At 45.8% G+C, this 21,279-nt stretch carries 24 protein-coding genes; 8 read left to right on the top strand and 16 right to left on the bottom strand.

The genetic code is table 11. The annotated features are described in order from the left end of the window. Positions 1–3: 3 nt before the first annotated feature. Together AB9H23_RS05145 and AB9H23_RS05140 are read right to left on the bottom strand one after the other, a co-directional pair. Entirely contained in the window at positions 4–747 is a 744-nt protein-coding gene (locus tag AB9H23_RS05145) for a DUF6544 family protein (protein ID WP_370004396.1), read from the bottom strand. A 4-nt stretch (positions 748–751) separates the two neighbouring features. Continuing rightward, positions 752–1,249 carry a MarR family transcriptional regulator gene (locus AB9H23_RS05140; RefSeq protein ID WP_370004395.1) on the bottom strand — a complete coding sequence of 166 codons (498 nt, stop codon included), beginning with the start codon at positions 1,247–1,249 and terminating at the stop codon, positions 752–754. Between the two features lie 181 nt (positions 1,250–1,430). Between AB9H23_RS05140 and AB9H23_RS05135 the strand changes: the two genes are divergently transcribed. Beyond that, a complete protein-coding gene (locus AB9H23_RS05135; protein ID WP_370004394.1) occupies positions 1,431–2,126 on the top strand; it encodes an endonuclease/exonuclease/phosphatase family protein in 696 nt (231 codons plus the stop codon). A gap of 214 nt (positions 2,127–2,340) precedes the next feature. On the opposite strand, the gene AB9H23_RS05130 is transcribed toward AB9H23_RS05135, so the two are convergent. Further along, a complete protein-coding gene (locus tag AB9H23_RS05130; protein ID WP_370004393.1) occupies positions 2,341–2,853 on the bottom strand; it encodes a DUF1802 family protein in 513 nt (170 codons plus the stop codon). Between the two features lie 126 nt (positions 2,854–2,979). Between AB9H23_RS05130 and AB9H23_RS05125 the strand changes: the two genes are divergently transcribed. From AB9H23_RS05125 to AB9H23_RS05115, 3 genes are read left to right on the top strand one after another with little or no spacing between them, the layout of a single operon-like run. Next, on the top strand, positions 2,980–4,029 hold the full coding sequence (locus AB9H23_RS05125; RefSeq protein WP_370004392.1) for a M28 family metallopeptidase: 1,050 nt from the start codon (positions 2,980–2,982) through the stop codon (positions 4,027–4,029). A 46-nt stretch (positions 4,030–4,075) separates the two neighbouring features. Continuing rightward, on the top strand, positions 4,076–4,561 hold the full coding sequence (locus AB9H23_RS05120; protein WP_370004391.1) for a hypothetical protein: 486 nt from the start codon (positions 4,076–4,078) through the stop codon (positions 4,559–4,561). An 11-nt stretch (positions 4,562–4,572) separates the two neighbouring features. Continuing rightward, complete coding sequence (locus AB9H23_RS05115; protein WP_370004390.1) at positions 4,573–5,124, top strand: hypothetical protein; 552 nt, start codon at positions 4,573–4,575, stop codon at positions 5,122–5,124. A gap of 15 nt (positions 5,125–5,139) precedes the next feature. Here the strand turns inward: AB9H23_RS05115 and AB9H23_RS05110 are convergent, their stop codons facing one another. After that, positions 5,140–5,652 (bottom strand): pseudomurein-binding repeat-containing protein, encoded by a 513-nt coding sequence (locus AB9H23_RS05110; RefSeq protein ID WP_370004389.1) that lies wholly within the window; start codon positions 5,650–5,652, stop codon positions 5,140–5,142. Positions 5,653–6,092: 440 nt separating this feature from the next. On the opposite strand from AB9H23_RS05110, the gene AB9H23_RS05105 reads away from it, so the two are divergent. Together AB9H23_RS05105 and AB9H23_RS05100 are read left to right on the top strand one after the other, a co-directional pair. Continuing rightward, the gene (locus AB9H23_RS05105) at positions 6,093–6,995 is read left to right on the top strand and encodes a hypothetical protein (protein WP_370004388.1); all 903 of its coding nucleotides are present in this window, start codon (positions 6,093–6,095) and stop codon (positions 6,993–6,995) included. A 393-nt stretch (positions 6,996–7,388) separates the two neighbouring features. Then, positions 7,389–8,870, top strand: a complete 1,482-nt coding sequence (locus AB9H23_RS05100; RefSeq protein ID WP_370004387.1) for an MBL fold metallo-hydrolase — start codon at positions 7,389–7,391, stop codon at positions 8,868–8,870. A gap of 71 nt (positions 8,871–8,941) precedes the next feature. Here AB9H23_RS05100 and AB9H23_RS05095 read toward each other — a convergent pair whose 3' ends face one another. From AB9H23_RS05095 to AB9H23_RS05045, 11 genes are all read right to left on the bottom strand, one after another. Beyond that, positions 8,942–11,002 (bottom strand): beta strand repeat-containing protein, encoded by a 2,061-nt coding sequence (locus tag AB9H23_RS05095; protein ID WP_370004386.1) that lies wholly within the window; start codon positions 11,000–11,002, stop codon positions 8,942–8,944. Positions 11,003–11,147: 145 nt separating this feature from the next. Next, positions 11,148–11,810: a chitobiase/beta-hexosaminidase C-terminal domain-containing protein gene (locus AB9H23_RS05090; RefSeq protein WP_370004385.1), complete on the bottom strand. Its 663-nt coding sequence runs from the start codon at positions 11,808–11,810 to the stop codon at positions 11,148–11,150. A gap of 408 nt (positions 11,811–12,218) precedes the next feature. Continuing rightward, entirely contained in the window at positions 12,219–12,830 is a 612-nt protein-coding gene (locus AB9H23_RS05085) for a chitobiase/beta-hexosaminidase C-terminal domain-containing protein (RefSeq protein WP_370004384.1), read from the bottom strand. Between the two features lie 42 nt (positions 12,831–12,872). Beyond that, positions 12,873–13,403 (bottom strand): THUMP domain-containing protein, encoded by a 531-nt coding sequence (locus AB9H23_RS05080; protein ID WP_321210946.1) that lies wholly within the window; start codon positions 13,401–13,403, stop codon positions 12,873–12,875. A gap of 125 nt (positions 13,404–13,528) precedes the next feature. Continuing rightward, a complete protein-coding gene (locus AB9H23_RS05075; RefSeq protein WP_321210945.1) occupies positions 13,529–13,735 on the bottom strand; it encodes a hypothetical protein in 207 nt (68 codons plus the stop codon). After that, positions 13,736–14,131: a 4Fe-4S dicluster domain-containing protein gene (locus AB9H23_RS05070; RefSeq protein WP_370004383.1), complete on the bottom strand. Its 396-nt coding sequence runs from the start codon at positions 14,129–14,131 to the stop codon at positions 13,736–13,738. It lies immediately after the preceding gene. A 14-nt stretch (positions 14,132–14,145) separates the two neighbouring features. Further along, entirely contained in the window at positions 14,146–14,844 is a 699-nt protein-coding gene (locus AB9H23_RS05065; protein ID WP_370004382.1) for an aldo/keto reductase, read from the bottom strand. Between the two features lie 5 nt (positions 14,845–14,849). After that, positions 14,850–15,281 carry a DUF1284 domain-containing protein gene (locus AB9H23_RS05060; protein WP_370004381.1) on the bottom strand — a complete coding sequence of 144 codons (432 nt, stop codon included), beginning with the start codon at positions 15,279–15,281 and terminating at the stop codon, positions 14,850–14,852. After that, positions 15,235–15,897, bottom strand: coding sequence for a biotin transporter BioY (locus tag AB9H23_RS05055; protein ID WP_370004380.1), 663 nt, complete (start codon positions 15,895–15,897; stop codon positions 15,235–15,237). The genes AB9H23_RS05060 and AB9H23_RS05055 overlap by 47 nt, the downstream gene beginning before the upstream one ends. Positions 15,898–16,042: 145 nt before the next feature. Beyond that, positions 16,043–17,377: a deoxyribodipyrimidine photo-lyase gene (gene phrB, locus AB9H23_RS05050; protein WP_321210941.1), complete on the bottom strand. Its 1,335-nt coding sequence runs from the start codon at positions 17,375–17,377 to the stop codon at positions 16,043–16,045. Positions 17,378–17,387: 10 nt separating this feature from the next. Further along, positions 17,388–18,323 carry a YbgA family protein gene (locus tag AB9H23_RS05045; RefSeq protein WP_370004379.1) on the bottom strand — a complete coding sequence of 312 codons (936 nt, stop codon included), beginning with the start codon at positions 18,321–18,323 and terminating at the stop codon, positions 17,388–17,390. Positions 18,324–18,453: 130 nt separating this feature from the next. Between AB9H23_RS05045 and AB9H23_RS05040 the strand changes: the two genes are divergently transcribed. Together AB9H23_RS05040 and AB9H23_RS05035 are read left to right on the top strand one after the other, a co-directional pair. Then, positions 18,454–19,836 (top strand): histidine kinase dimerization/phosphoacceptor domain -containing protein, encoded by a 1,383-nt coding sequence (locus tag AB9H23_RS05040; RefSeq protein WP_321210939.1) that lies wholly within the window; start codon positions 18,454–18,456, stop codon positions 19,834–19,836. A gap of 2 nt (positions 19,837–19,838) precedes the next feature. Further along, positions 19,839–20,894 carry a histidine kinase dimerization/phosphoacceptor domain -containing protein gene (locus tag AB9H23_RS05035; protein ID WP_321210938.1) on the top strand — a complete coding sequence of 352 codons (1,056 nt, stop codon included), beginning with the start codon at positions 19,839–19,841 and terminating at the stop codon, positions 20,892–20,894. Positions 20,895–20,925: 31 nt separating this feature from the next. On the opposite strand, the gene AB9H23_RS05030 is transcribed toward AB9H23_RS05035, so the two are convergent. Then, positions 20,926–21,279: a helix-turn-helix transcriptional regulator gene (locus AB9H23_RS05030; protein ID WP_147671669.1), complete on the bottom strand. Its 354-nt coding sequence runs from the start codon at positions 21,277–21,279 to the stop codon at positions 20,926–20,928.

The following is a 21,279-nucleotide window of genomic DNA, read 5'->3' as shown; positions in this document are numbered from 1 at the left end:
CATCTAAAAGGTCTTTTCACAATTTTTTAGGTTGAAGTTTACCTCATCAATGGTTCCCTGGAAGTACCTGCGGTCACCATCAGGGAGGTGCCATGTTGCAGTGCACTCATGGGGGTAGATAAACCCATCGTGTTCCCTATAGGAGAGAACATCAACACTCCAGGGGTGCGCCTCCATGTTGAACTCTGCACAGTGCCTGTCCTCTGTGCGGAACCTCACAAACCTTCCATGGTCATCGAAGCTGAAGATTCCACTGGCCTCAACTCCATGATCACCTATGGTGGCCTCAACTGTGGTATCATCCAGGGCGTACCATTCAATGCACTCCGAGAGGGTGAGGGATGGCAGAAAGAGGGCCTCTGAGAGCACGGTTACAAGGGCTGAACGGTCCATTTCAGGCCCGTGCTCATCTGCAACCCTCAGGAATTTAAGGGCCCTGATGATCATCCTCCCCTGACCCTCTGAGTAGAGGTCAAGGCCCTCCACTGGGATTCCAAAAAAACGGCCGCCCAGGTACACGCACCTGAAGGGTGTGGGGGTGTTGAACTGGAGCATATCTATGTTCATCCACCTCTCACCCCTCCTTATCCTTGAGTCCCCCCACCTGATCAGGAGGTTTTCTGCGGCTTCAGGGAGGCTGCAGAGGTCAAGGTGTCTTCTGATCTGGTCAGGCAGCTCCCTCTCATTCAGGGAGGCATTATTTTTGAGTTCTTCTTCAACTTCCATTTCAAACATTTTTTTAAGCATTGTATCATCTTCTTTTGCGGTATTCCATGTACCTTCGCTTTGAGGCCTCTTCAAGCTTTGAGAATATCCTGAAGAGATCCTCCACCTCATCATCATCCAGTGATTCAAAGAGAGACCCCACAGCCGCCCTATCCCTTTCATCCCTTCCACTCCAGAATTCATGGAATCGGGGGGTTGTCTCAAGGCGCAGTATTCTCCTGTCCCTGTCCGGCTTTATCCTTATGAGACCCTTCTCCTCAAGGCGCACCGCGATTTGCTTGACGTTCTGGTGTGTTGTGCTCATGGCCTTGGCCATCTCATGCATTGAGGGGGGCCTTTCAAAGACATTTCCGAGGATCACAAGAAAAAGCCACTGTTTGGGTGTTATGTTCTCGGGGAGAAATTCACGACCCACTATGTAGTTCCAGCGCTGCTCAATGAGAAAGAGGGCCACCAGTATGTACCTCTCCATGGCATCCCGGGAACCGGCGTGTTCATTCACAATTTCTGCTGAATCCTTCATCAAGGAACCTCACTCTTTTAATACCACAGGTTTCAGTGGTGTTTCCTCTGACTTCATATGGTAATATATTACATATTAAGGTAATATATTACATAATTCTTTTTGCAGCATATAAAGTTTTGCAGAGGAGAAGATGAGGTAATCCTTGAGAATCAGATGATAATCATGTCGGTGATTGGTCATGAAGATTAAGGTTGTTACATGGAATATAAACAGGGCTGCCTATACTAGGAGGAACCTCTGGAATTATATGGGGACTATGGACTTCGATGTGGGCTTCTTTCAGGAGGTCTACATGATTCCCGCTGACATAAGGAGAATGTATCATACCATAAGAGGTGAAATGAATGCAGTACTCCTCAGTAGGAAAACATTTGATGGGGCTATAAGAAACTATATCACCACGGATTCTGGAAATGAATATGTGGATGATTTTTATGTTTCATGCACCACAGAAATTTCTGGGATGGAGCTAAAACTTTTCAGTATCTACAACTATGTTGGACCTGCTGTTGCGGATTTTGCTAAGTTTCTTGATTACCTCTACAAGTATATTGAGGGATGTCATGGCCCTTTAATCATTGGTGGTGACTTTAACATGAGCGAAACCTTCACGAATCTCACGAACTGGGGTATTCTGGCGGCTGACATGATTGAGAGGTTAGCTGGGCTTGGGTTCAGAGATCATCTTCTCGAGAGAAGTGATTCGCTCACCTTCATAACGCCTGATAGAAAACGGAGATACAAGATAGACTATCTTTTTATTCCAGAGGAATTTAATGTGTTGGGGGTGGGATCTCCAGATGAGGATGAAATTTTCGGAGCAAAGCCGCGTTTATCTGACCACCTACCTATTGAGGCAATAGTGGAGATTTAGAGTACTGAAGTTATCATGATTAATTTCTGTGTTAATACACAACAATCGGAATGCATTCTGGGTTGTGGTTTAGAGGACAGTCCCCACTTAACCAATTATACTCAAAAAGTGTACTTTTTTACACTTGAAGTGTACGTCTAAGTGTGTGGTTAAGTAATAATCACGGCTCAGCACTGTTTCCAGCTATCTTCATGTTTACTTTGGTTGAGCAATTTCAACCCCTGAGTTCCTCAAGGATTGAACTGAACTCATCATCACCGATAACAGGTTCAGCCCCGGATATATCAACGGGTTTCAGGGTATTGGCATAGACCATACCCCTCGTCCTCGCTGTGAAGACAGGCTCCCTCAGCCTGAAGACCCTGAGAATCCAAACATACCCCCTTGGGCCCAGGTAGGACCGGACGTGCTCAGGGCTCCAGATATGATAATCACTGAACCTTCCGAGGCGATTTGAGGGCCTTTCCATAACATCGACAACCTCTGCAAGGTACCTGACAGCCGCCATATCACCCCGCATCTCAGGAAGCTTCCTTTCACTTACAAAATCCTGGTACTCAGCCTTGAAGGCCCCCAGAAAATCATCCTTCAGGGCATAACTTTTTGTGGGGTAGAGGAGGAACCTCCCGGCCGATGTCCTGTACTTCCTGATAAGTATGGTCTGAATACCCTCACCCAGGGCCTCCACCACAGCATTCCACTCATTGAGACACTTTGTCATCTCCATAATTTCACCTGAATAGATATTATCATGTGGAATTATAAATACCATTCATCATTTCCTGACAATTCAGCACCCATGCCTGCAAATTCCTGAATAAATTTAAGGTTCCAGGGGAACATAGAAACATTGATGAAAAGGGAAATAGTCTCACTTCTTGTACTCCTCCTTGTCCTCTACCAGCTGAATGCTGCAGAAGCAGTTAATCTCACAGGCCACGTTAGGTACCTGAGCAAGGACATAGGGCCGCGTCCAGCAGGCTCCCCTGCAGAGGCAGAGGCGGCAGATTACCTTGCAGCACAGTTCAGGAAATACGGACTTAAAACAGAGGTCCAGGAATTCAAATATTACTCACTGAGGTCAGGGGATGTTAAAACATCCAGGAACGTGATTGGAACCATTGAGGGCCTCTCAGAGAGGGAGGTGGTGATATGCGCAGACCTCGACACCCCACGTGATACATTAACATCAACCCATGTTGAGGGTGCCAACGATGATGCAACAGGCCTTGCAGTACTCATAGGTCTTGCAGAGAGGTACAGTAAAAGGAAGCCCCTCTACACGGTTAGGCTTATAGCCTTCGGGGCCGGTGAGGACCCATTCACATTCCCCCTTTTCACACCAGATAGAACATCACTTGAACCCGACAGCTACCACCAGATAGTATACATCCCGTACCTTGTGGGTAGCCGCTACCATGTCCTATCCCATCAGGATACCCTTAAAAGTACCGCCGCGGTTATCAGTGTGGAGGCTGCAGGTCTGGGGACGCCGTGTGTGGTTTCATGGGACTACTACCGGGAAAACAGCAGGGTTTTCACGGATTTCATCCTGCTCAGTGCAATGATTGATGGGATAAACGCCAGGAAGATTGAATTCATGGCCATGAACATGACAGTGGCAGGGGAGGTGCCCATCAGCCATGTCCACCTGCCATTCTCCATTGCAGGGGTCCCATCCACATTCATAACGTGCATGATGGACCCCACAGACTCCCCGGTACACACCGAGAGGGAGATTCCAGGGTATCTATCGGTGGATGACACCTATGAGAACCTTCTGAAGTTCAGCGGTGGGGAGGAAAAACTCAACACCCATCTTAACATGATGGTTAACCTCACAGGTGGAGTCATAGACAGATTACCACCACTGGATTTCATGATCCGCATGACGGGGCAATGATTAAATTATGCTAACCACATAAATAAAACACAGTGGGGGGTTAGACATGCGGAATCTACTTGCTCTGGTTTTTATTATTGTGATGGTTGTGGCATGCAGTGGCTGCAGCCAGGATGGTGGAGACGGTAATGGTGGGGAAGTTACAACCCAGCTTAACCGTTCAACTGATTCAGGCGGCTCAGATTCCAGTTCTCAAAAATCCGAATCTGAAGGGGAGACACTTTTTGATTCTGGCAGCGTAACACTTGATAACGGGGAAACCTATGAGTGGAAATCCTACAGGGTCAGTGAGGATAAGATAGTGATCCACAGTATCTACACCATGAGCAACGGAACAAAACTGAAACAGACAAACACACTGGAAAAGTATCCCCAGTCACCGGATACACTCAACATGGTAACCGTGGTTCCAAAGATGAGCGGAAGATCAAGCTGGCAGCATGTAACATCCAACCAGGGGTACACCGACCTCACCGAGTACTACTGGAAGTACTTCAGGGACACCTTCCTCATGGATGGCCCCATACACTAGGGGTGGTTGATTTGAAAGAACTGGGAGCAGTTATAATTTTAACCCTCATCCTTGCAGGGTACGCATGGGCAGATTCAGGTCCACTTATCAGGGAGGACGCGGCAAGGGCCATCGCACAGGACTACCTTAACCAGAACGGCTATGATTCATACAGGGCCGTTGCAACAGGAGAACTACTCTCAAAGGTTAAGTACAGGGATACCGGGGATATAATGTGGATAGATGCAGGTAAGGCAAAGAGGGAGTCTATGGAGGGAAACCCACCATATGACATCATTATCTTCATGGCCCATGTTATAAATGTGGCTGATGAAAATGGAAGGGTTGCAGGTAAGATCTATGTAAACGGAGACGACGGAAAGATAGTTTATAAGGACCTCCCTGAAAAGGGTAAGGCGGATGAGGGTCAGGTCAGCAGCGACTCAGGTAGTTCAGAGCTCACCTATGAGGGCAACGGGACCCAGCAGGGACAGGGTGGTATACTGGATAGTTTAAACGCCTTCATTGAGAGTATACTGAAATTCTTCCAGAGTATCCTGAATTCATTAACAGGTGGGGGTTAAAACCCCCTCTGCTTTTCAAGGGATGTTCACGCTTTCAGGAAGCCTATTATTCTTTTTATACTCTGTGAGGACCTTAACGTATAGCCGCAGCATCATATCAGGGGAGAGGTCATCAGCCCCACCCTCGAAGACACCCACATGGTTGGGGACCCTGCCGTTCTCATCCATCCACCTGTAGGTGCGCTCGGCCATGTCCACGTACTCCTTTCTGGCTATCCTTGCAGATGTGACCGTTCCTGACGGATTGGTTGCATCGGAGAATTTCTTCACAGGGATGCTGCCACTTTCGCCACGGTTTATCATTGCAATCCCCCTTGCAAGGATGTAGAGGCACTGGTTCATGTCTAGTGTCATGCCACGAAACTCCACAGAGGATACCTGGCCCTGAGACTGGGATATCGTGGCTGCAAGGTCAGGGACCTCTGATACGGGTATCCCTTTTTCTTCTGATAGTTTTCCATTATCACTGCACCCTGAAAAAGCAAGGACAGAAATACATATAATTAAAATGATAAGTATCCTTTCCAATTCAACCCCCCATTTTTATTTTTCTTTTACCATATTTTTAATTTTTTAATTGAAATACATTTCCATCTGGAATTTGTCCAGCAAGGTAATGAAAAAGGTTAATATCTCTATAGGCTGGATGGAAAAGGAAATTAGGCGTTTCCCGACTTAAAAATCATCTGGAGAAATTTAAATAATACTTTGGATAAATTAAACAAAAAAGATTCAATGGGTGTAAAACTTGAAAGAGAGGATACCCCTCATAGTTATCTTGATAGCACTCAGACGGGAACATTCTATCAGCCCCGAGGTTCAGTCTTGACGGTGGCGGTTCTATTGATGCTGACTCTGATCTTATCCCTGATTCTAATACTTGTGGGAGGCACTTCTCATGATTAAAGGGTCCTATGAACCTTTATTCTATGTTTTGAAGCATCTGGCATCTGAGGGAGGAAAAATGTATGGTGACACTCTACAATCCAGAGGACATGAAGTTTAAGGAGTTGAGGGTCCATTATCCATTACTTTATGGCTTCATAAATGTTCAGCCATTTGTGCCATTTGAAATTAACAAAGATGAGATTAAAATAAAATTAACAGATAATAAACTGTTTTTCACAGTTTTAGATGGTTTCAATGTTTCAATTGAGTCCAATACAAGACGAAAAATAGATATGATCAAACGCATGTTTAAATTAAAAAGTAAATTTTTTGTATGTATATCCCCACATTCAGGAAATCCTGTAGATTATAAGGTTTATAAAAACTTTTTAATTAAATTTGAGAATATTATGTCATTCATAACCGAAAAACCATTTTATGCTTCATATATTCAAGGAAAAGATAGTGATGGAGAATGGAATAACATAGGAACTCCTGTGATCGCGGGTAAAGTTATGTCAAGTGGACCTGAAAGTTTTAGAATTAAATTTTCTGATATAATAAGTGAGTTTCATGATATACTTTTAAATGCCATTGATTCGTCATTTCAGCATGTTTTGGGATTCTACGTGGATCACCTTTATAATACACATAAGTCATTTGAGGAAGAATTTTTGAGCTATGTTAATGGACTGGAGGCTTATCATAAGATCTATTTTAATGGCGAAGTTAGTCTGAAGACCCGGTTAAAGGAATTAAAGGATTATAGCGACATGAACGTCACACCAAGGGAACTGGACAGAATTGTTAAGATTAGGAACTATCTTTCTCATGGTAAGATAGAACAAGATCATACTAATGAATTAAATTATCTACAAATTGATTTTGAACTCCTTTATAAAAGCAGAAACTTTCTTAAACGATGTCTCCTGAAAAAATTGGATTTCAGGAACGATGAAATAGAGGCCTTATGGAGTATATGATAAAATGTAGACATTATGGTCTCTAGATTAATTACAAAATGTGGGCCCACTTCCTGTTCTTCGTAATATGGAAATATAACGCAATAATCCATCCGCGCTGCACCCATAGTTTCAACCTTTAAACTGTTCTATCAAACTTTAAATCACAAAAAATTGGAAATTTTTAAATGTATAAACAAATTATATTTAATATGCAGGGCCAGTTGATTCATGGTTGTTTCAGCGTGATGGGGGGATCACAGCCATTGAATATTCTGGATCACAAAAAAGGGTGATTGTATGGATGATGACTGCTGCAGGGGAGTTCTGGGGTGTGTGTTTGGCTTACTTCTGCTTTACTTCATACTCAACATACTTGCATAAGTAACCCTATGATAACTCTGGAGGCGTATCATGGTGGATTTCAGATTTTATGGTGGAGTTGATGAGATCGGTGGTAACAGGATAGAGGTATCCTGCAATGGTGATGGGATATTCCTGGACTTTGGGATGAGGTTCAACATTGAGAAACTCTACTTTGATGAGTTCCTGCAGCCAAGGAGCTTCAACGGTATCGGTGACCTTATGGAGCTTGGTGCCCTCCCAAGGATAAGGGGGGTTTACCGTGAGGACCAGATGAGGTACCTTGGAATGAAATTTGAGGAGGAGCCAGCGGTATCAGGGGTGCTTCTGAGCCACCCCCACCTTGACCATGCAGGATGCCTCAAGTACATACGCCACGATATACCCTTCTATATGACAGAGGAGAGCTTTCTTATACTGAAGGCCCTTGATGAAACATCCCAGGGTGGTGGCGAATTTCTTCACTACAAACCCAAATTTCATTTTTCTGAAAAAAAGACCCGGAGTGGCGATACAACACATAAGAGGGATAAAATTAAGATAGAAAGGCCAGTGAGGATTCTAAAGCCTTACAGGAGGTCAGAGGCTGGTGAGTTCAGCATCACACCAGCACCAGTTGACCATTCGGTTCCAGGATCCTGCGCATACCTGATAGAATCAGAGGAGGCAATAGTATACACTGGAGACATCAGATTTAAGGGTCGAAGGGATCATGAATCCAGAAAATTCGTTAAAAAGGCCAGGAAGTTTTCCCCAAACATCCTCATAACAGAGGGGACAAGGATAGATCAGGATAATAGCACCTTCGAGGAGGATATTGAGAGGAGAACAGCTGATATAGCCGCACATCACAGGGGACTTGTAATTGTCAATTACCCCATAAGAGACCTTGACAGGTTCCTGACATTTTATCTGGCCGCCAGAAACTCAGATAGGACACTTGCAGTGAGCCTCAAACAGGCATACATAATTAGACTTTTTGAGGATCTTGGTTACCCACCTCTGAGTGACCTTGCAGTCTATATGCCCCGTAAAACATGGGGACTCATCGGTGAGGATGCATCTGTCTGCTTTGATGGTGAATGGATACCTGCAGATGACCTTCCTGAGGAATACATTGTTCAGGATTACAGGGGATGGGAAAGGCAATTCCTTGAACTGGACAACGTCATAACCTACAGGGACCTCCAGGAGGAACCAGGGGAGTACCTCTTCCAGTGCGACTACTTTGACTTCAAGGAGTTCATAGACATCAAACCTGAGGGGGCGGCCTACATCAAGTCCAAGACTGAACCCTTCAATGAGGAGATGGAGATCGATGCAGAGAGGGAGAGCAACTGGCTCAGGCACTTCGGCATAGCACAGTACAGGAGGTTCCACTCCTCAGGGCATGCAGGAAGATCTGACCTTGTGGAGATGATACTTGACGTGGAACCGGAGGCCATATACCCCATTCACACAAGGAACAGGGAGGAATTCATGATGTTTAAGGAGGAGGGTATTAGGGTTCTTGATCCAGTGATGGAAAAATAGTGGATGATTTTCATGCGAGGTTAGAGTCTCTGAAAAAGGAGGGGGAAAGGTTCATCCTAAAAAAGTCAATTTTAAAGTCTCCTTATATTCCCCTTTTTATTTCCTGATGCTGTGTTCTTTGCAAGGGTTGAACGCTTGCCTGAGGAGTATATGCCGTAGTAACTGTTGTATGAAGCCCTGTTGTATGCTATAACTGCCCTGTATGAGGCCGAGTTTATACCTGAACCCTTATTTCTGTTTGCAGTGTTGTAGTAGATCTTTGCATACCCTCCCCTTGCAGTTATGCCGTCGCCACCGTTGTACTGAAGGGTGTTGCGGTAGATGGTTACAGATGAGCCCCCGACGTATATGCCGTAGCCCCTGTTGTTGCTTATGGTTGATGAGTAGACAACTGAACCGGCACCGGCGACATAAACACCGTACCTGTTACCTGTTACCGTGCTTTCCTCCACACCTGTGGTTCCTCTGGCGTTTACACCGCAGTTTCTGTTTCCAGAGACCCTGGTCAGGATTATCCTGGAATTTGTTGCAGTGTATATCCCATCGGTGTTTCTGAGGGATGTGCAGTTGTATACGATTGAGTTCTTACCATAGACAGCTATTCCTGCGGCAGCATTGTCTGTTGCATTCACAGATCTCACGATTGTATCGGCACCGTTAACCTGAACTCCGTTCTGATGGTTTGAGCTGGCGTTCCCTGATACGATGTAGCTGCGGGCCCCTGTAAGGTATACGCCGTTTTTGAGGTTTTCCAGTGCTTCGAAGTATGCCACCGTGGCGTTGTATCCTGAAGCATAGAGCCCATGCAGCCTGTTGAGTTTCACGGTGACGTCAATTATCCTGGCATTGATCCCCGTTGAGTTGATACCGCTGAGGGTGTTGTTGGTGGCGTTCCTCACATATGAAAGGTAAAGGTCCTTACCCGCCGAGTAAATACCGTTGAGACCATTATTTTTAACCTCAACGAACCATATGTATGCGTTGTCCCCGAGGCTTGAGATCCCGTTATGGGAATTTGAAGAGACATCCAGTATTATCTGCATGCTTGCATTCTGTCCAGCTGAGAGTATACCGTTTTCGCCATTGTAGGATGCGCTGGTTATATAGAAGAAGCTGGCATTGCCCCCTCTGGAATATATGCCGTTTTTTCTGTTGAAACTTGCATCCACATACCTGAATGAGGCATTTGAACCTGTGGAGTAAACCCCATTTTCACCGTTGTAATATGAGTATGAGCTGATAACAGAGCAACCCGGACCAGCCACATGTATGCCGTTGCGGGTGTTGTTCTGTGCATAGGATCCCTGCACAGTGGATCCGTTTCCTGAAACATAGATGCCGTCGGCACCTGAGTACTTGACGGTATTCTGGGTTATATTTGCCCATCCGCCTGTTGAATGGATTCCTGTGAGGTTGTTACGGAGCACCGTGTTGTTGGTGATTCTTGTACCATTACCTGAGGAATTTATACCGTGCCCTGAGTTGAAGGATATGCTGTTACCTGCTATTGAAACACCTGATGCATTTGAACTTATTCCATCCCCCTTTGAGAGGTAGATGGTGTTACCGCTGGCCACACAGCCATTCCCCCTTATTAAAATTCCGCTTCCGTTGCTGTTTGTTATGGTGTTACCTGTGATTGTTGCGTTTTTCCCGGTCACAAGGATCCCATGGGACGCTGAAGCGTTTATTAGACTGTTGCTTATGGTTACATTATCACCCCTCACGGTAAGTGATGAGGGAGAGCTGAATATCCCTGAGCCATTGACTGCACACGAGTTACCGTTTACAACCAGTGTGCCTGTGATGTTTGTCCTGTTAAGGAAGCTTTTGTTACCGTTTAACTCAACGGATCCATTGACACTGAAACCGGTTATGTTTGCTGCGGAACTCACGTCAATGAACCCGTTGAGCTGCACAATGCCCGATGCAACCAGGTTAATGGCCCTGTTAATGAAGATGTTAACGTTTTCATATATTCCCTCAAGAAATGTGATGGTATCCCCATCCTGGAGGGTGTAATCCGTACCGTTGAGGGTGAAGTTCTCTGAGACGCCGGTTGGTGTGAATATCTGCATGTAGGTTGTGTTGTCCACGGTGTAATCTGCACCGCAGCTGCAGCCTGCCATCATGAAGGATATGAGGAGAATAAGGGGCAGTGTTCTGAGTTTTTTAATAATTAAACCTCCTTTATTACCTGTGAATGTACATTATCTTGGATCATGAATATAAATTTTCAGAATCCAGTATTAACAAAAAAAGAGATTTGTGTGGAACTCAGGCCGTGGCCTGAAGTTCCTGGTAGGTCTGTTTCACCTGCTTGTAGGTCCATTTGTACTTCCACTTGTATCTCCACTTACCGCCTCTCTTGTACCATTTTTTGTACCATTTCTTGACCTTAACATTTGATATCTTGACCTTGTTGACCAGTTTTGCAGGTGTGTTTTTGATTATGCCCATTATTGTTGTGTTGGTGCTGTTTTTGAAGTATTTCAGGATTGTGTTTCCTGTCAGGGCGATTGTCCCGTTGTAGAGTGTCATGTTGCCGTTGCCTATCTGATAGTATGTGCCGTTTTCAAGTTCTATGATTGGTGTCTGGTTGAATATCAGTTTGGGGTATGTTCTGTTGGTGATGTTTCCTGTTAGTGCGTGGTTTATTATGCCGTATTTCACTGTGCCGTTTTTGATTATCATGTACTTTATGTTGAGTGTCCTGTTGAGGACAATTGGGGCTGTGTACCTTGTACTATTGACTGTCGGGATGGAACCATCAATGGTGTAGTAGACGCCATCTGCGGGTGCCGAGGTCACGACAAAGTCACCTGAACCCCCTCTTGGCAGTTCTCCAACACTTATATCATCGGTTGCAGCTGACTGTCCCATTCCAGCAATAACCAGTGCGACAAAGACAGCCATAATTAAACAAGCTGTTCTTTTCATACCAAACCTCCCTTTTTTAGTATGTAGTACATTCAGATACATTAATCATAAATTATATATAAAATTTTTTGTTTAATCATAATTAGCAACTATTAAATACTAAAATAAAATCAACTTTACATATTATAAAATTAATTTGAATTAATCTCTATTTAAATTTAACACATTCCACCAGTAAGCCATGCCTCCGCAAACCTCTATGACCTGTGATACAGAAGATCTCATCTTAAGCATTCAGGAAAAATGGAACTCATAAAATCATTCAGTTAGGACAGTTAAAAAGCTAAAAATCGACTTTATTTCGTTTACAGCCAAAGAGGGAATCAGATAAATCTTCATTTGAATGAATAATTCAGTTTAAGATTTTAAAATCATATAAAAAAGAATAGGTGGGTAAAGGTTGGGAAGCTAGAGTGGCTGGAGTTCGTGGTAGATCCTCTTTACCCATCTGTAGGTCCAGTAGTATCTCCACTTACCGCCCCTTCTGTACCATCTCTTAACCTTGACCTTCATCCATTTGGTCTTTTTAACAGCTCTTGCAGGTGTGTTTTTGATTATGCCCATCATTGTTGTGTTTGTGCTGTTTTTGAAGTATTTCAGGATTGTGTTTCCTGTCAGGGCGATTGGTCCGCTGTAGAGTGTCATGTTGCCGTTTTTGATCTTGTAGTATGTGTCGTTTTCAAGTTCTATGATTGGTGTCTGGTTGAATATCAGTTTGGGGTATGTTCTGTTGGTGATGTTTCCTGTTGGGGCGTGGTTTATTATGCCGTATTTCACTGTGCCGTTTTTGATTATCATGTACTTTATGTTGAGTGTCCTGTTGAGGACAATCGGAGATGTGTACTTGGTACTTTTTACAGTGGGCATGGCACCGTTGATGGTGTAGTAAACACCATCTTCTATAGTTGTATTTCCAGCCACAGCAACCTTTAAGGGTGCATTAGCGGCCGTAGCGCAACCCGTTCCAGCCAGTACCGCCATGGCAAAAAGAACCATGACGACACCCGCATTCATTTTCATGAAAAAACCTCCTTTCTAATTTTTAATATCAAAATGTGAATTTCACCCCTTCTTCAGAACATCGTGGGGCTTGAGTACGCTCACACCTGTTGCCTCACCGACAACCTCTATCTGTATAATCCAGTCAGGATCCTCAGACTCCTTAACTGGAAACCTCTCCATTAAAAACTCTGAAACTGCTTCAACGACCTCCTCTGGAGACTTTATGTACCTGCGCCCCCGGAGGTCACAGATTACCCTGAAACTCTCTCCTGCATTAACCTTCTCAGATACCAGGCTCGCAACCCTTTCGATTATACTGTCCAGCCTTGTTCTCACAACAGCCTCAACAGGGACGACCTTGGATATTACAGTTGTTGGAGAATTCCTGATTATATTAACAGCCTCAAATGGGTCCATATCAAGATCAAATTTCAGGACATTTGGAAAATCAGAATCCCTGACCCTGAGTTCGCCTTCGTACCTTGAAAGCGCCATATCGATCTCTTCAATGCCAACTATCTCCTCACCTGCAGGGCCACCCTTCTGACCGCTTAGGGTCACGATGAGGTTGAAATTTTCAGGAACCTTCAAAGAAATCACACCCCCTATCAATACTATGTTGGGGGATATATAAGTCATTATCCATGTAGCTATGATTCAAGGTCACATATCAGAGATTTTAGGTCCATTTTGCCCTTCTGTAACTCCATTTAAATTTAGGGTTCAAGGTCATATATCAGAAATCCCAGTATGAATCCGAATATTCCAAATGCAACAAAACCTTCAATGGCTGATCTCAGAACGTTCCAGTCCACAGCCATTCTCCCAATCATCCCCCATATAAAGAGGACGGCTGAGCCAAGCACAGCGAGTATCACCGCAATCTTGATTGAGTACTTGATCCTTTCAATCAAGGGGTTCACCTATCCAAGTTTTTCATGGACTCTCCTGAGTTCAGAGGGTATATCGATCATCTGGGGGCAGGGCATGCATGAGCCGCAGCCGGAACAGTTTGATGCACGTTCCCTGGCATCCATGATCTTCCTGTACTCAGTTTCCACGCCCCCGGTGCTCATGAACCTGTATACATCATTCAGAAGCCTGAAGTTGCGGGGTATGTCAACGCCCTCAGGGCAGGGCATGCAGTATCCGCATTCTGAACAGGGGATACTCTTCCTCATGCGGTAGGCCCTTTTAACTTCCCTCAAAATTTCGTGGTCATCTTCCGTGAGCTTTTGGGAGTTCAATGCAATTTCAACATTCTCCCTGATCTCTGATACACTTCCCATACCGCTTAAAACCACGTCAACATCATCCATATCCCATAGATACCTCAGACACCACTCCACAGGCTTTCGGGGGTCCTGGCCATTTCATATATTTCCCTGACCTCCTGTGGGATGTTACGTACAAGTGAGCCTCCCCTCAATGGCTCCATTATCACAGTACCGGCACCAAGTCCGCGGGCATATGCAAGGGTAGCGGGGTTTGCCTGGTGGTCATCCACTATATTGTGCTGGACCTGGATGACATCCCATCTGTATGAGTCGGCTATCTCAAAGAATACGTCAGCTGTATCATGGAATGAGAATCCAACATAGATTCCATCATCCCTGAGCGAGTCAAGAAAATCAAGGACCCCCATATCCTTGAGGGTCAGCCAGGAATCCTTTTTGAGGTTGTGAAGGAGGTATATATCAATTTTGCCTCTAAGGCGATTCATCTGCTCCTCAAAATACATATCCATGTCCTTTCTTCTGTTAACGAGCCAGGTGGGAAGCTTGGTTGCCACCACCGCATCGTCCATGTAGTCACCCTTTTCTGAGAGAAATTCACCAACGAAGACCTCGCTTTCACCGCCATGATAGGTGTAACCGGTGTCAATGTAGTTTATGCCGTTCTTAAGGGCAAAGTCCATAATTTTCGCTGCAGACCCTCTTTCAAGTCTTCCATTCACCTCAGGAAACCTCATGACACCTATCCCCAGTATCGAAGTAGATATGTCAGTTGAACCGAGTTTTCGCCGGATCATCATTTTCACCTTGGGTTTCTGTGTACCAGGCAGACGTCAATCCAGGAACATTCACCACATATATCAGTTAATTCATGGGAATCTAGGAGCGGTGAGATGAGGTCATCGATTTCTGTGGATGTCAGTTCATCCCCGCTCTTTATACCCAGTAAATCCATGAGCATCCGATCCATGAGCCTCACGGTGTCTTTGGCCCTCAGGCAGGTGGATCCATCAAGGAATGGACACGCGGCACAGATATCATCTGGAAAATCAACAATCATTATTGGCTTCTTGGGATTATCATGGATCCACTTGAGGATCCTCTCCATATTATCAACAAATTCCCTGCTGTAGCCGTATCCCTGAAACCCCTGCATACAGAGGAGGTGATGTGCCCTGATTATCAGTTCAGGGCAGCCTCCATTCAGGGAATTTATGGACGTCAACCTCTTCACCATAGGGCTCCTTTGGTGTTATGGCCCTTGTAAGTGCCGCAGCCCCTGTTATCTTAAGCAGATCGCCGGGTATGAACGGTAAAAGCCCCATGACAAGAAGTTCCCATGCTGATGGCATGTGTCCTGTTGTCTGCAGGGTCCAGAGGCCCAGAACAAGAAGTCCTGGGATGTAGATAAGGCCAAAGTTTGCAACAAGCATCAGTGCCATCATCGGCGTGAATTTCCTTGATCTTATGTGTCTGTCAACGAAGTGGCCCAGCAGCAGCGCTGCAAGAACGAATCCAATGAGATATCCCCCTGTTGCACCCATCAGTACAGCGGCTCCACCTGTCATACCGGCAAACCAGGGCACTCCAGCGGCACCAATAAGGACGTATATGACCTGGCTCAGCCCACCCCAGTACCTTCCAAGGACAACACCGGACATGAGGACTGCCAGTGTCTGGGCTGTGATGGGTACCGGGGTCCAGGGTAGTGGAATCACAACCTGGGCCATTATCCCTGTTACACAGGCCATGAAAAATGCCATGACTGTCTTGCTGATCCATGTCTGATTGTGTCTCCATCTGAACAGACTGTAACGTATCCTGTAGTATCCTTCAAGGTCAATGTTCATATCATAACCTCCATGGAGTGAGAATAATTGGAATCCCTTAGATAATTGGGTGTAGGATGATAAAAAAGTTTTGCTGGGTGAGGGTTTTTCATTAGGTGTTTGTTCTGTGGAATGTTCTCTGTGATAAAATAATGTCTGGCATCATTTACTCTTCCAGCTCCTGAACTCTCCTCACATATTCACCTATCTGAAATTTCCGTTCAAGTCCACGGTCATTCATGTACCTGACCTTTCCGAATATCTCCCTTTCGGCCCAGGCCCGGTCATGTTTACCGAAACACCAGGCAACCCCTGTGAAGCCATTGGGGTCCCTTCCATCTATCTCATACTTATCATTGAGGCAAAGTGCTATGTCATAGGCCCTTTCAGGGTGATCTGTCCACTCAAGAATCTTTTTACCCCAGTACATCCTCATGTAACCGTGCATCTTCCCGGTGATAGCCATCTCCTTCTGGGCTGCGTTCCAGTAGGGGTCATGGGTTCTGGCCTCCTCAAATTCCCTGAGGGTGTACTCGTATTCCCTGGGGTCCCTTGCGTGCTCCATGAGGGTGTTCTGGGCCCAGTCAGGAAGGCAGCTTATGCTGCTGTAATTCTCACTGTAGTGCACAAAGTTCATGCTGAGTTCCCTTCTCACAATGAGTTCCTCAAGGAATTCAGGGCATTCACCCGTCTTTGATGCTTTCATGGCAAGGTAAAGCGGTGATATATGTCCGAAATGAAGGTACGGGCTCATATTTGATAGGCAGTTCTTCACAGGGTCATTCCTGTACTTCTCAAAGCATGAAAGTTTCTCTGAAAGAAACTCATCAAATAGCCTTATTGCCTCAGAGGTCCCACCCCTGAATCTGGAGGGCTCCAGTTCCTCAGGGGCCCTGAATTTTCCGGTGACATCATCAAGTTCAGGGCCCGGGTCAAGGTCAAGGGAATCCACAGCCAGCCTTCGCTCCTGGAGGGGGACCATGAATCTTTCAAGCTCCCTTGTTATCTTTGGCCTGAAGGTCCCTGCAGAGTATTCCTCCTTGGGGGAGGCTGTTTCAACGGGTACTATAACGTTGCTTTCAACCTGCATCAATGGGATGTGGAGTGATTCAGCGAGTTCATCCACCCATTCCCTCTGAATGTCAAGGTATCCCCTGTCCACCACCACTGCAGAGGCCTCATCCGCGTATTTAATAACAGCTGAGGGGGGCCTTTCACCTTCAACCACGAGCCTCACACCCCTCTTCATGAGGGCATCCTCCACGTCCCTCAGGCCCTCTATGAGGAACCTGTAGTGGCGGGAGTTGGCATTGGGGAATTCATCTGTGAGTCCAAATATGACAATCAGCGGTTTATGGAGGCTGTTGGCAGTTTCAATTGCATACTCAAGGGCATGATTCCAGTGTGCCCTCACCGAGGCCTGCATCCAGTAGATGACATACTTACCATCCCTGGCTGGTTTTTCAGTGTTGAGGCTCCTTATCCTCTCATCATGTATCATCACCGCCACCTCAAACGATGAGGGTTACAGGAACAAGTTCACGGGGGTATGGTTCAAAGAGGGTCTGGCCCTTAAGGTAGTCATCCCCGAATCTCACGACCCATGACCTCAGTATGCTGAGGGGCACAAGAAGTGGCATGATCCCCTTACGGTACCCCTCAACTGATTCAAGGAAATAACTCTTCTCCCTTCCATTTAGTTCTGATGAGAAGTGGCCAAAGGCATGCAGGAGGCTGTTTATGATTCTTTCAGGTTTCAGAGGGTCTTTTATAACGCTGCAGAGGGTTTCGGAGTATCTCCTGAGGGTGTCATCATGGTTCTTCTGATCTGCTATTATCCTCCCGAGTGTTCTCTGCCCCTCTGGACTGTAGGACATGAGGAGCAGCTTGTTTGACGTGTGGAACTCTATGAGGTCAGCCAGGTCTCTCACCGCACGGAAGTCCCTCACCAGGTAGAGCTTTATGAGGAAATCCTCCCTTATCTGAAGGTTCCTGAGGCGCCCCTCATCCTCAAGGGGGAGGTGGGGGAACCTTTCCATCACAGCCCTTCCAAAGAACCCCACCCCATGGCTGCCAGGTCTTTTACCGGCGCCCATGTAGACCTTAACGTTCCTTATACCACATGATGGAGACTTGTTCTTTAATATGAATCCATCGACTTTATCCAGGGAATCCAGGAAGGAGCTTATGAATGAATTCATCTCCTCTGTCAGATCCCTGCCGGTTTCGGGTTGAAAAAGTCTGAATTCCCCGTTTTTCATGATTATATGTATGGGTGGTCTTGGAACACCCAGACCCATCTCAACCTCGGGGCACACTGTGATGAAATCCGCGTAATCAGAGAACTGCCTCACAAAGGGGCTGGATATCATTGAGCCGTCATAGCGACAGTGATCATGTTCGATGCAGCGGCTGAGTACAACGAGGGGTCTTCTGAATTTTCTCATAAGTATATTATAGGGAGACAGATAAATAAGACTTGCCCAGCAGATTTAGGTGTTATAGATCATGACTGCGGCGCATAAATATGACCTTTTCGACACATTCATTTAGGAATCATAGCTAAAAGAGGATAGGATGACATGCAGGATTCTCATACTTGAGGATGTCCCCCTTGACGTTGAACTTATGGAGAGGGAGATAAGTCGCTCAGGAATTGATTTCATCTCAGAAACTGTTGAAAGTGAGGAGGACTTTGTAAGGGCACTTCATGAATTCAGGCCGGATGTTATACTGGCTGACCATTCACTACCATCCTTTGATGGCCTCTCTGCCCTGGCAATAGCACGCAAGCTGTGTCCAGATGTGCCTTTCATATTCGTGAGTGGAAAGATAGGTGAGGAATTCGCTGTGAAGGCACTTAAGAGTGGGGCCACTGATTATGTTCTTAAGAGCAACTTCTCAAAGGTTCCCGTTGCAATAAGAAGAGCCCTAAGGGAGGTTGAAAAGGAGAGGGAACTTGAGAGGACAAGAAGGTCCCTCGCAGAAAGTCACTGGCAGCTGAAGGAGGCTCAGAGGATAGGTAAGATCGGAAGCTGGCAGTGGAATTTTGAGTCAGAAACACTTTCATGTTCCGATGAGGCCCTGAGGATACTTGGAATCAGAAAGGATGATTTTGGGGGCACCCTTGATGAGATGGTATCAAGGATCCACCCTGAAGACAGGGAGTCATTCATTGATTCAATCACAAAAAAGGAGCCCTTTGAGGCGGAGTACAGGGTGGTGCGGGATGATTCAGTGGCATATGTACTTTTCAGGGCAAAGGTACTCTCTGACTCCCGCGGGAACCCCATATCCATGATAGGAATAAAGCAGGATATAACAGAGGACAAAAACATCAGAGAATCCCTGGAGGCCTCTCTTAGGGAGAAGGAATTCTTGATGTCTGAGATACACCACAGGGTCAAGAATAACCTTCAGCTTATCATAAGCCTCCTGAGGCTTCAGTCCAGGTACATAGATGATGAGGAATCCCTTGAGATATTCACCGAGTGCCAGAACAGGGTGCGGTCGATATCCCTCGTACATGAGAGGCTCTATGGCTCCAGAAACGGGATGGCCGTGAACCTATCTGACTACATTGAGGAACTCATTGGTGAACTTAAGGGCATGTGCCGCGGCAGGGATGTGGTGTTCAGGGTGAACCTGGCTGAAATTGAGGCAGGGATCAACACCGCGGTTTCCATAGGTCTGATAGTCAACGAACTTGTAACAAATGCCATAAAGCACGGTACCGGAGATTCAGGGGAGATAAAAGTTGAACTTGAATCATTCAAAGGTTCAGGGGTCCTGATGGTTGCCGATGATGGTTCTGGCTTACCCGAGGACCTTGATCTTTCAGATCCTCCAGGTTTCGGTCTAAGGCTGGTTAATTTCATGTTAAGCAGAATTAAGGGCTCAATTTCGGCAGAAAATCAGAATGGCGCGGTATTCAGGATCACATTCGATCTTGGTGGTTGATGATGAGGAGAAGGGTTGTCATTGTGGAGGACGAGGAGCTGGTGGCCCAGGATATCAGGGTTATACTTGAAGGTGAGGGCTATGAGGTTCCTGCGATATTTCATTCGGCTGAGGATCTCCTTGAGGGAATTGAGGACCTCCAGCCAGACTCCATAATAATGGACATCATGCTTGCAGGTGAAATGGATGGGATAGAGGCTGCGAGGATCATAACAGAGAAGATGGACGTACCCATCATATACCTCACAGCCTACAGCAGCAACGATATCCTCAAGAGGGCCGGTGAAACAGAGCCCTATGCATACCTGCTGAAGCCATTCCATGAGAGGGACCTCAAGGTCAACCTTGAGATGGCAATCCACAAGCATGAGGCAAAGAGGAACAGACTTAAACTCATCCGTGAAAGAACCCTGAATGAATACCTTAAAAGGTCAATAGCTGAGAAGGAAGCTCTTCTCAGAGAACTTCACCACAGGGTCAAGAATAACCTTCAGCTTATCATAAGCCTTCTTTCACTTCAGATAAGGTATGCTGAGGATCCCGCCATGGAGCACTTCTTCAGGGACTACGTTAACCAGCTGAGGTCAATCGCGGTTATACATGAGAGGGCGTACCCATCAGGTGGCAGCTACATTATTGATTTTGGTGATTACCTCAGAAGCATCTCCTCCCAGCTTCTAGAATCATATGGTGCATCATCATCTGTCCGTCTGGATATAATGGCAGATGATGTGTGCCTGAATATGGACACTGGGGTCCCACTGGCACTCATAATATCGGAACTGATATCAAATTCACTGAAACATGCATTTGAGGGTGAGGGGAGGATAACGATTTCCATTGAAAAAATGAATGGCTCCTACCTGCTGGTATACACTGATAATGGAAGGGGACTTCCAGAGGGAGTAAGATTCCCGGATGGGGGATCCTTTGGGTTCAGGATGATTGAAAACCTTTCCATGCAGCTTGGGGGGAATATAAGGGTGGAAAAACCTGAAAGGGGAGTTAAATTTACATTTGAATTCACTGAACAGGTCTACAGTGACAGAATGTCATGATAAAAGAAATCTTTGGATGCCCAGAACCATTTCAGTATTCCAGGTCATTCAGGAGGTATTCGACCTTTGAGGGGAGGCTGTCATCTGATAGCATGTAGTGGACCCACACCCCTATCTTCTCTGATTTAAGGAAACCTGCCCTTTTGAGTATGTTGAGGTGATGTGAGACCGTTGGCTGGGGCTTTTCGAGTGCTGCCATGATTTCACAGACACACAGCTCCCCTTCAGATAGGAGATGGATTATCTTGAGCCTCGTCGGGTCGGCGAGGGCCTTAAGGGCATTTGCATCCCTTTCTATTTTATCATCATCAGGTAGCCTTTCAAGTCTTTCCTTAAGTCTCTCAAGCTGTTCAGGGCTTGGTTTATCTGCTGAACATGTCCTCAT

Origin of the sequence: Methanothermobacter sp. KEPCO 2, assembly GCF_041228365.1 — an archaeon.
GTDB lineage: Archaea > Methanobacteriota > Methanobacteria > Methanobacteriales > Methanothermobacteraceae > Methanothermobacter > Methanothermobacter marburgensis.
This window is presented reverse-complemented; position numbering and strand designations above follow the sequence as displayed.

Excerpts from the sequence above, each read along its gene's own strand:
- AB9H23_RS05145 (WP_370004396.1), bottom strand. The coding sequence starts at position 747 with ATGCTTAAAAAAATGTTTGAAATGGAAGTTGAAGAAGAACTCAAAAAT.
- AB9H23_RS05140 (WP_370004395.1), bottom strand. The coding sequence starts at position 1,249 with ATGAAGGATTCAGCAGAAATTGTGAATGAACACGCCGGTTCCCGGGAT.
- AB9H23_RS05135 (WP_370004394.1), top strand. The coding sequence starts at position 1,431 with ATGAAGATTAAGGTTGTTACATGGAATATAAACAGGGCTGCCTATACT.
- AB9H23_RS05130 (WP_370004393.1), bottom strand. The coding sequence starts at position 2,853 with ATGGAGATGACAAAGTGTCTCAATGAGTGGAATGCTGTGGTGGAGGCC.
- AB9H23_RS05125 (WP_370004392.1), top strand. The coding sequence starts at position 2,980 with ATGAAAAGGGAAATAGTCTCACTTCTTGTACTCCTCCTTGTCCTCTAC.
- AB9H23_RS05120 (WP_370004391.1), top strand. The coding sequence starts at position 4,076 with ATGCGGAATCTACTTGCTCTGGTTTTTATTATTGTGATGGTTGTGGCA.
- AB9H23_RS05105 (WP_370004388.1), top strand. The coding sequence starts at position 6,093 with ATGGTGACACTCTACAATCCAGAGGACATGAAGTTTAAGGAGTTGAGG.
- AB9H23_RS05100 (WP_370004387.1), top strand. The coding sequence starts at position 7,389 with ATGGTGGATTTCAGATTTTATGGTGGAGTTGATGAGATCGGTGGTAAC.
- AB9H23_RS05095 (WP_370004386.1), bottom strand. The coding sequence starts at position 11,002 with ATGATGGCAGGCTGCAGCTGCGGTGCAGATTACACCGTGGACAACACA.
- AB9H23_RS05090 (WP_370004385.1), bottom strand. The coding sequence starts at position 11,810 with ATGAAAAGAACAGCTTGTTTAATTATGGCTGTCTTTGTCGCACTGGTT.
- AB9H23_RS05085 (WP_370004384.1), bottom strand. The coding sequence starts at position 12,830 with ATGAAAATGAATGCGGGTGTCGTCATGGTTCTTTTTGCCATGGCGGTA.
- AB9H23_RS05070 (WP_370004383.1), bottom strand. The coding sequence starts at position 14,131 with ATGGATGATGTTGACGTGGTTTTAAGCGGTATGGGAAGTGTATCAGAG.
- AB9H23_RS05065 (WP_370004382.1), bottom strand. The coding sequence starts at position 14,844 with ATGATCCGGCGAAAACTCGGTTCAACTGACATATCTACTTCGATACTG.
- AB9H23_RS05055 (WP_370004380.1), bottom strand. The coding sequence starts at position 15,897 with ATGAACATTGACCTTGAAGGATACTACAGGATACGTTACAGTCTGTTC.
- phrB (WP_321210941.1), bottom strand. The coding sequence starts at position 17,377 with ATGATACATGATGAGAGGATAAGGAGCCTCAACACTGAAAAACCAGCC.
- AB9H23_RS05045 (WP_370004379.1), bottom strand. The coding sequence starts at position 18,323 with ATGAGAAAATTCAGAAGACCCCTCGTTGTACTCAGCCGCTGCATCGAA.
- AB9H23_RS05040 (WP_321210939.1), top strand. The coding sequence starts at position 18,454 with ATGACATGCAGGATTCTCATACTTGAGGATGTCCCCCTTGACGTTGAA.
- AB9H23_RS05035 (WP_321210938.1), top strand. The coding sequence starts at position 19,839 with ATGAGGAGAAGGGTTGTCATTGTGGAGGACGAGGAGCTGGTGGCCCAG.
- AB9H23_RS05030 (WP_147671669.1), bottom strand. The coding sequence starts at position 21,279 with ATGAGGACATGTTCAGCAGATAAACCAAGCCCTGAACAGCTTGAGAGA.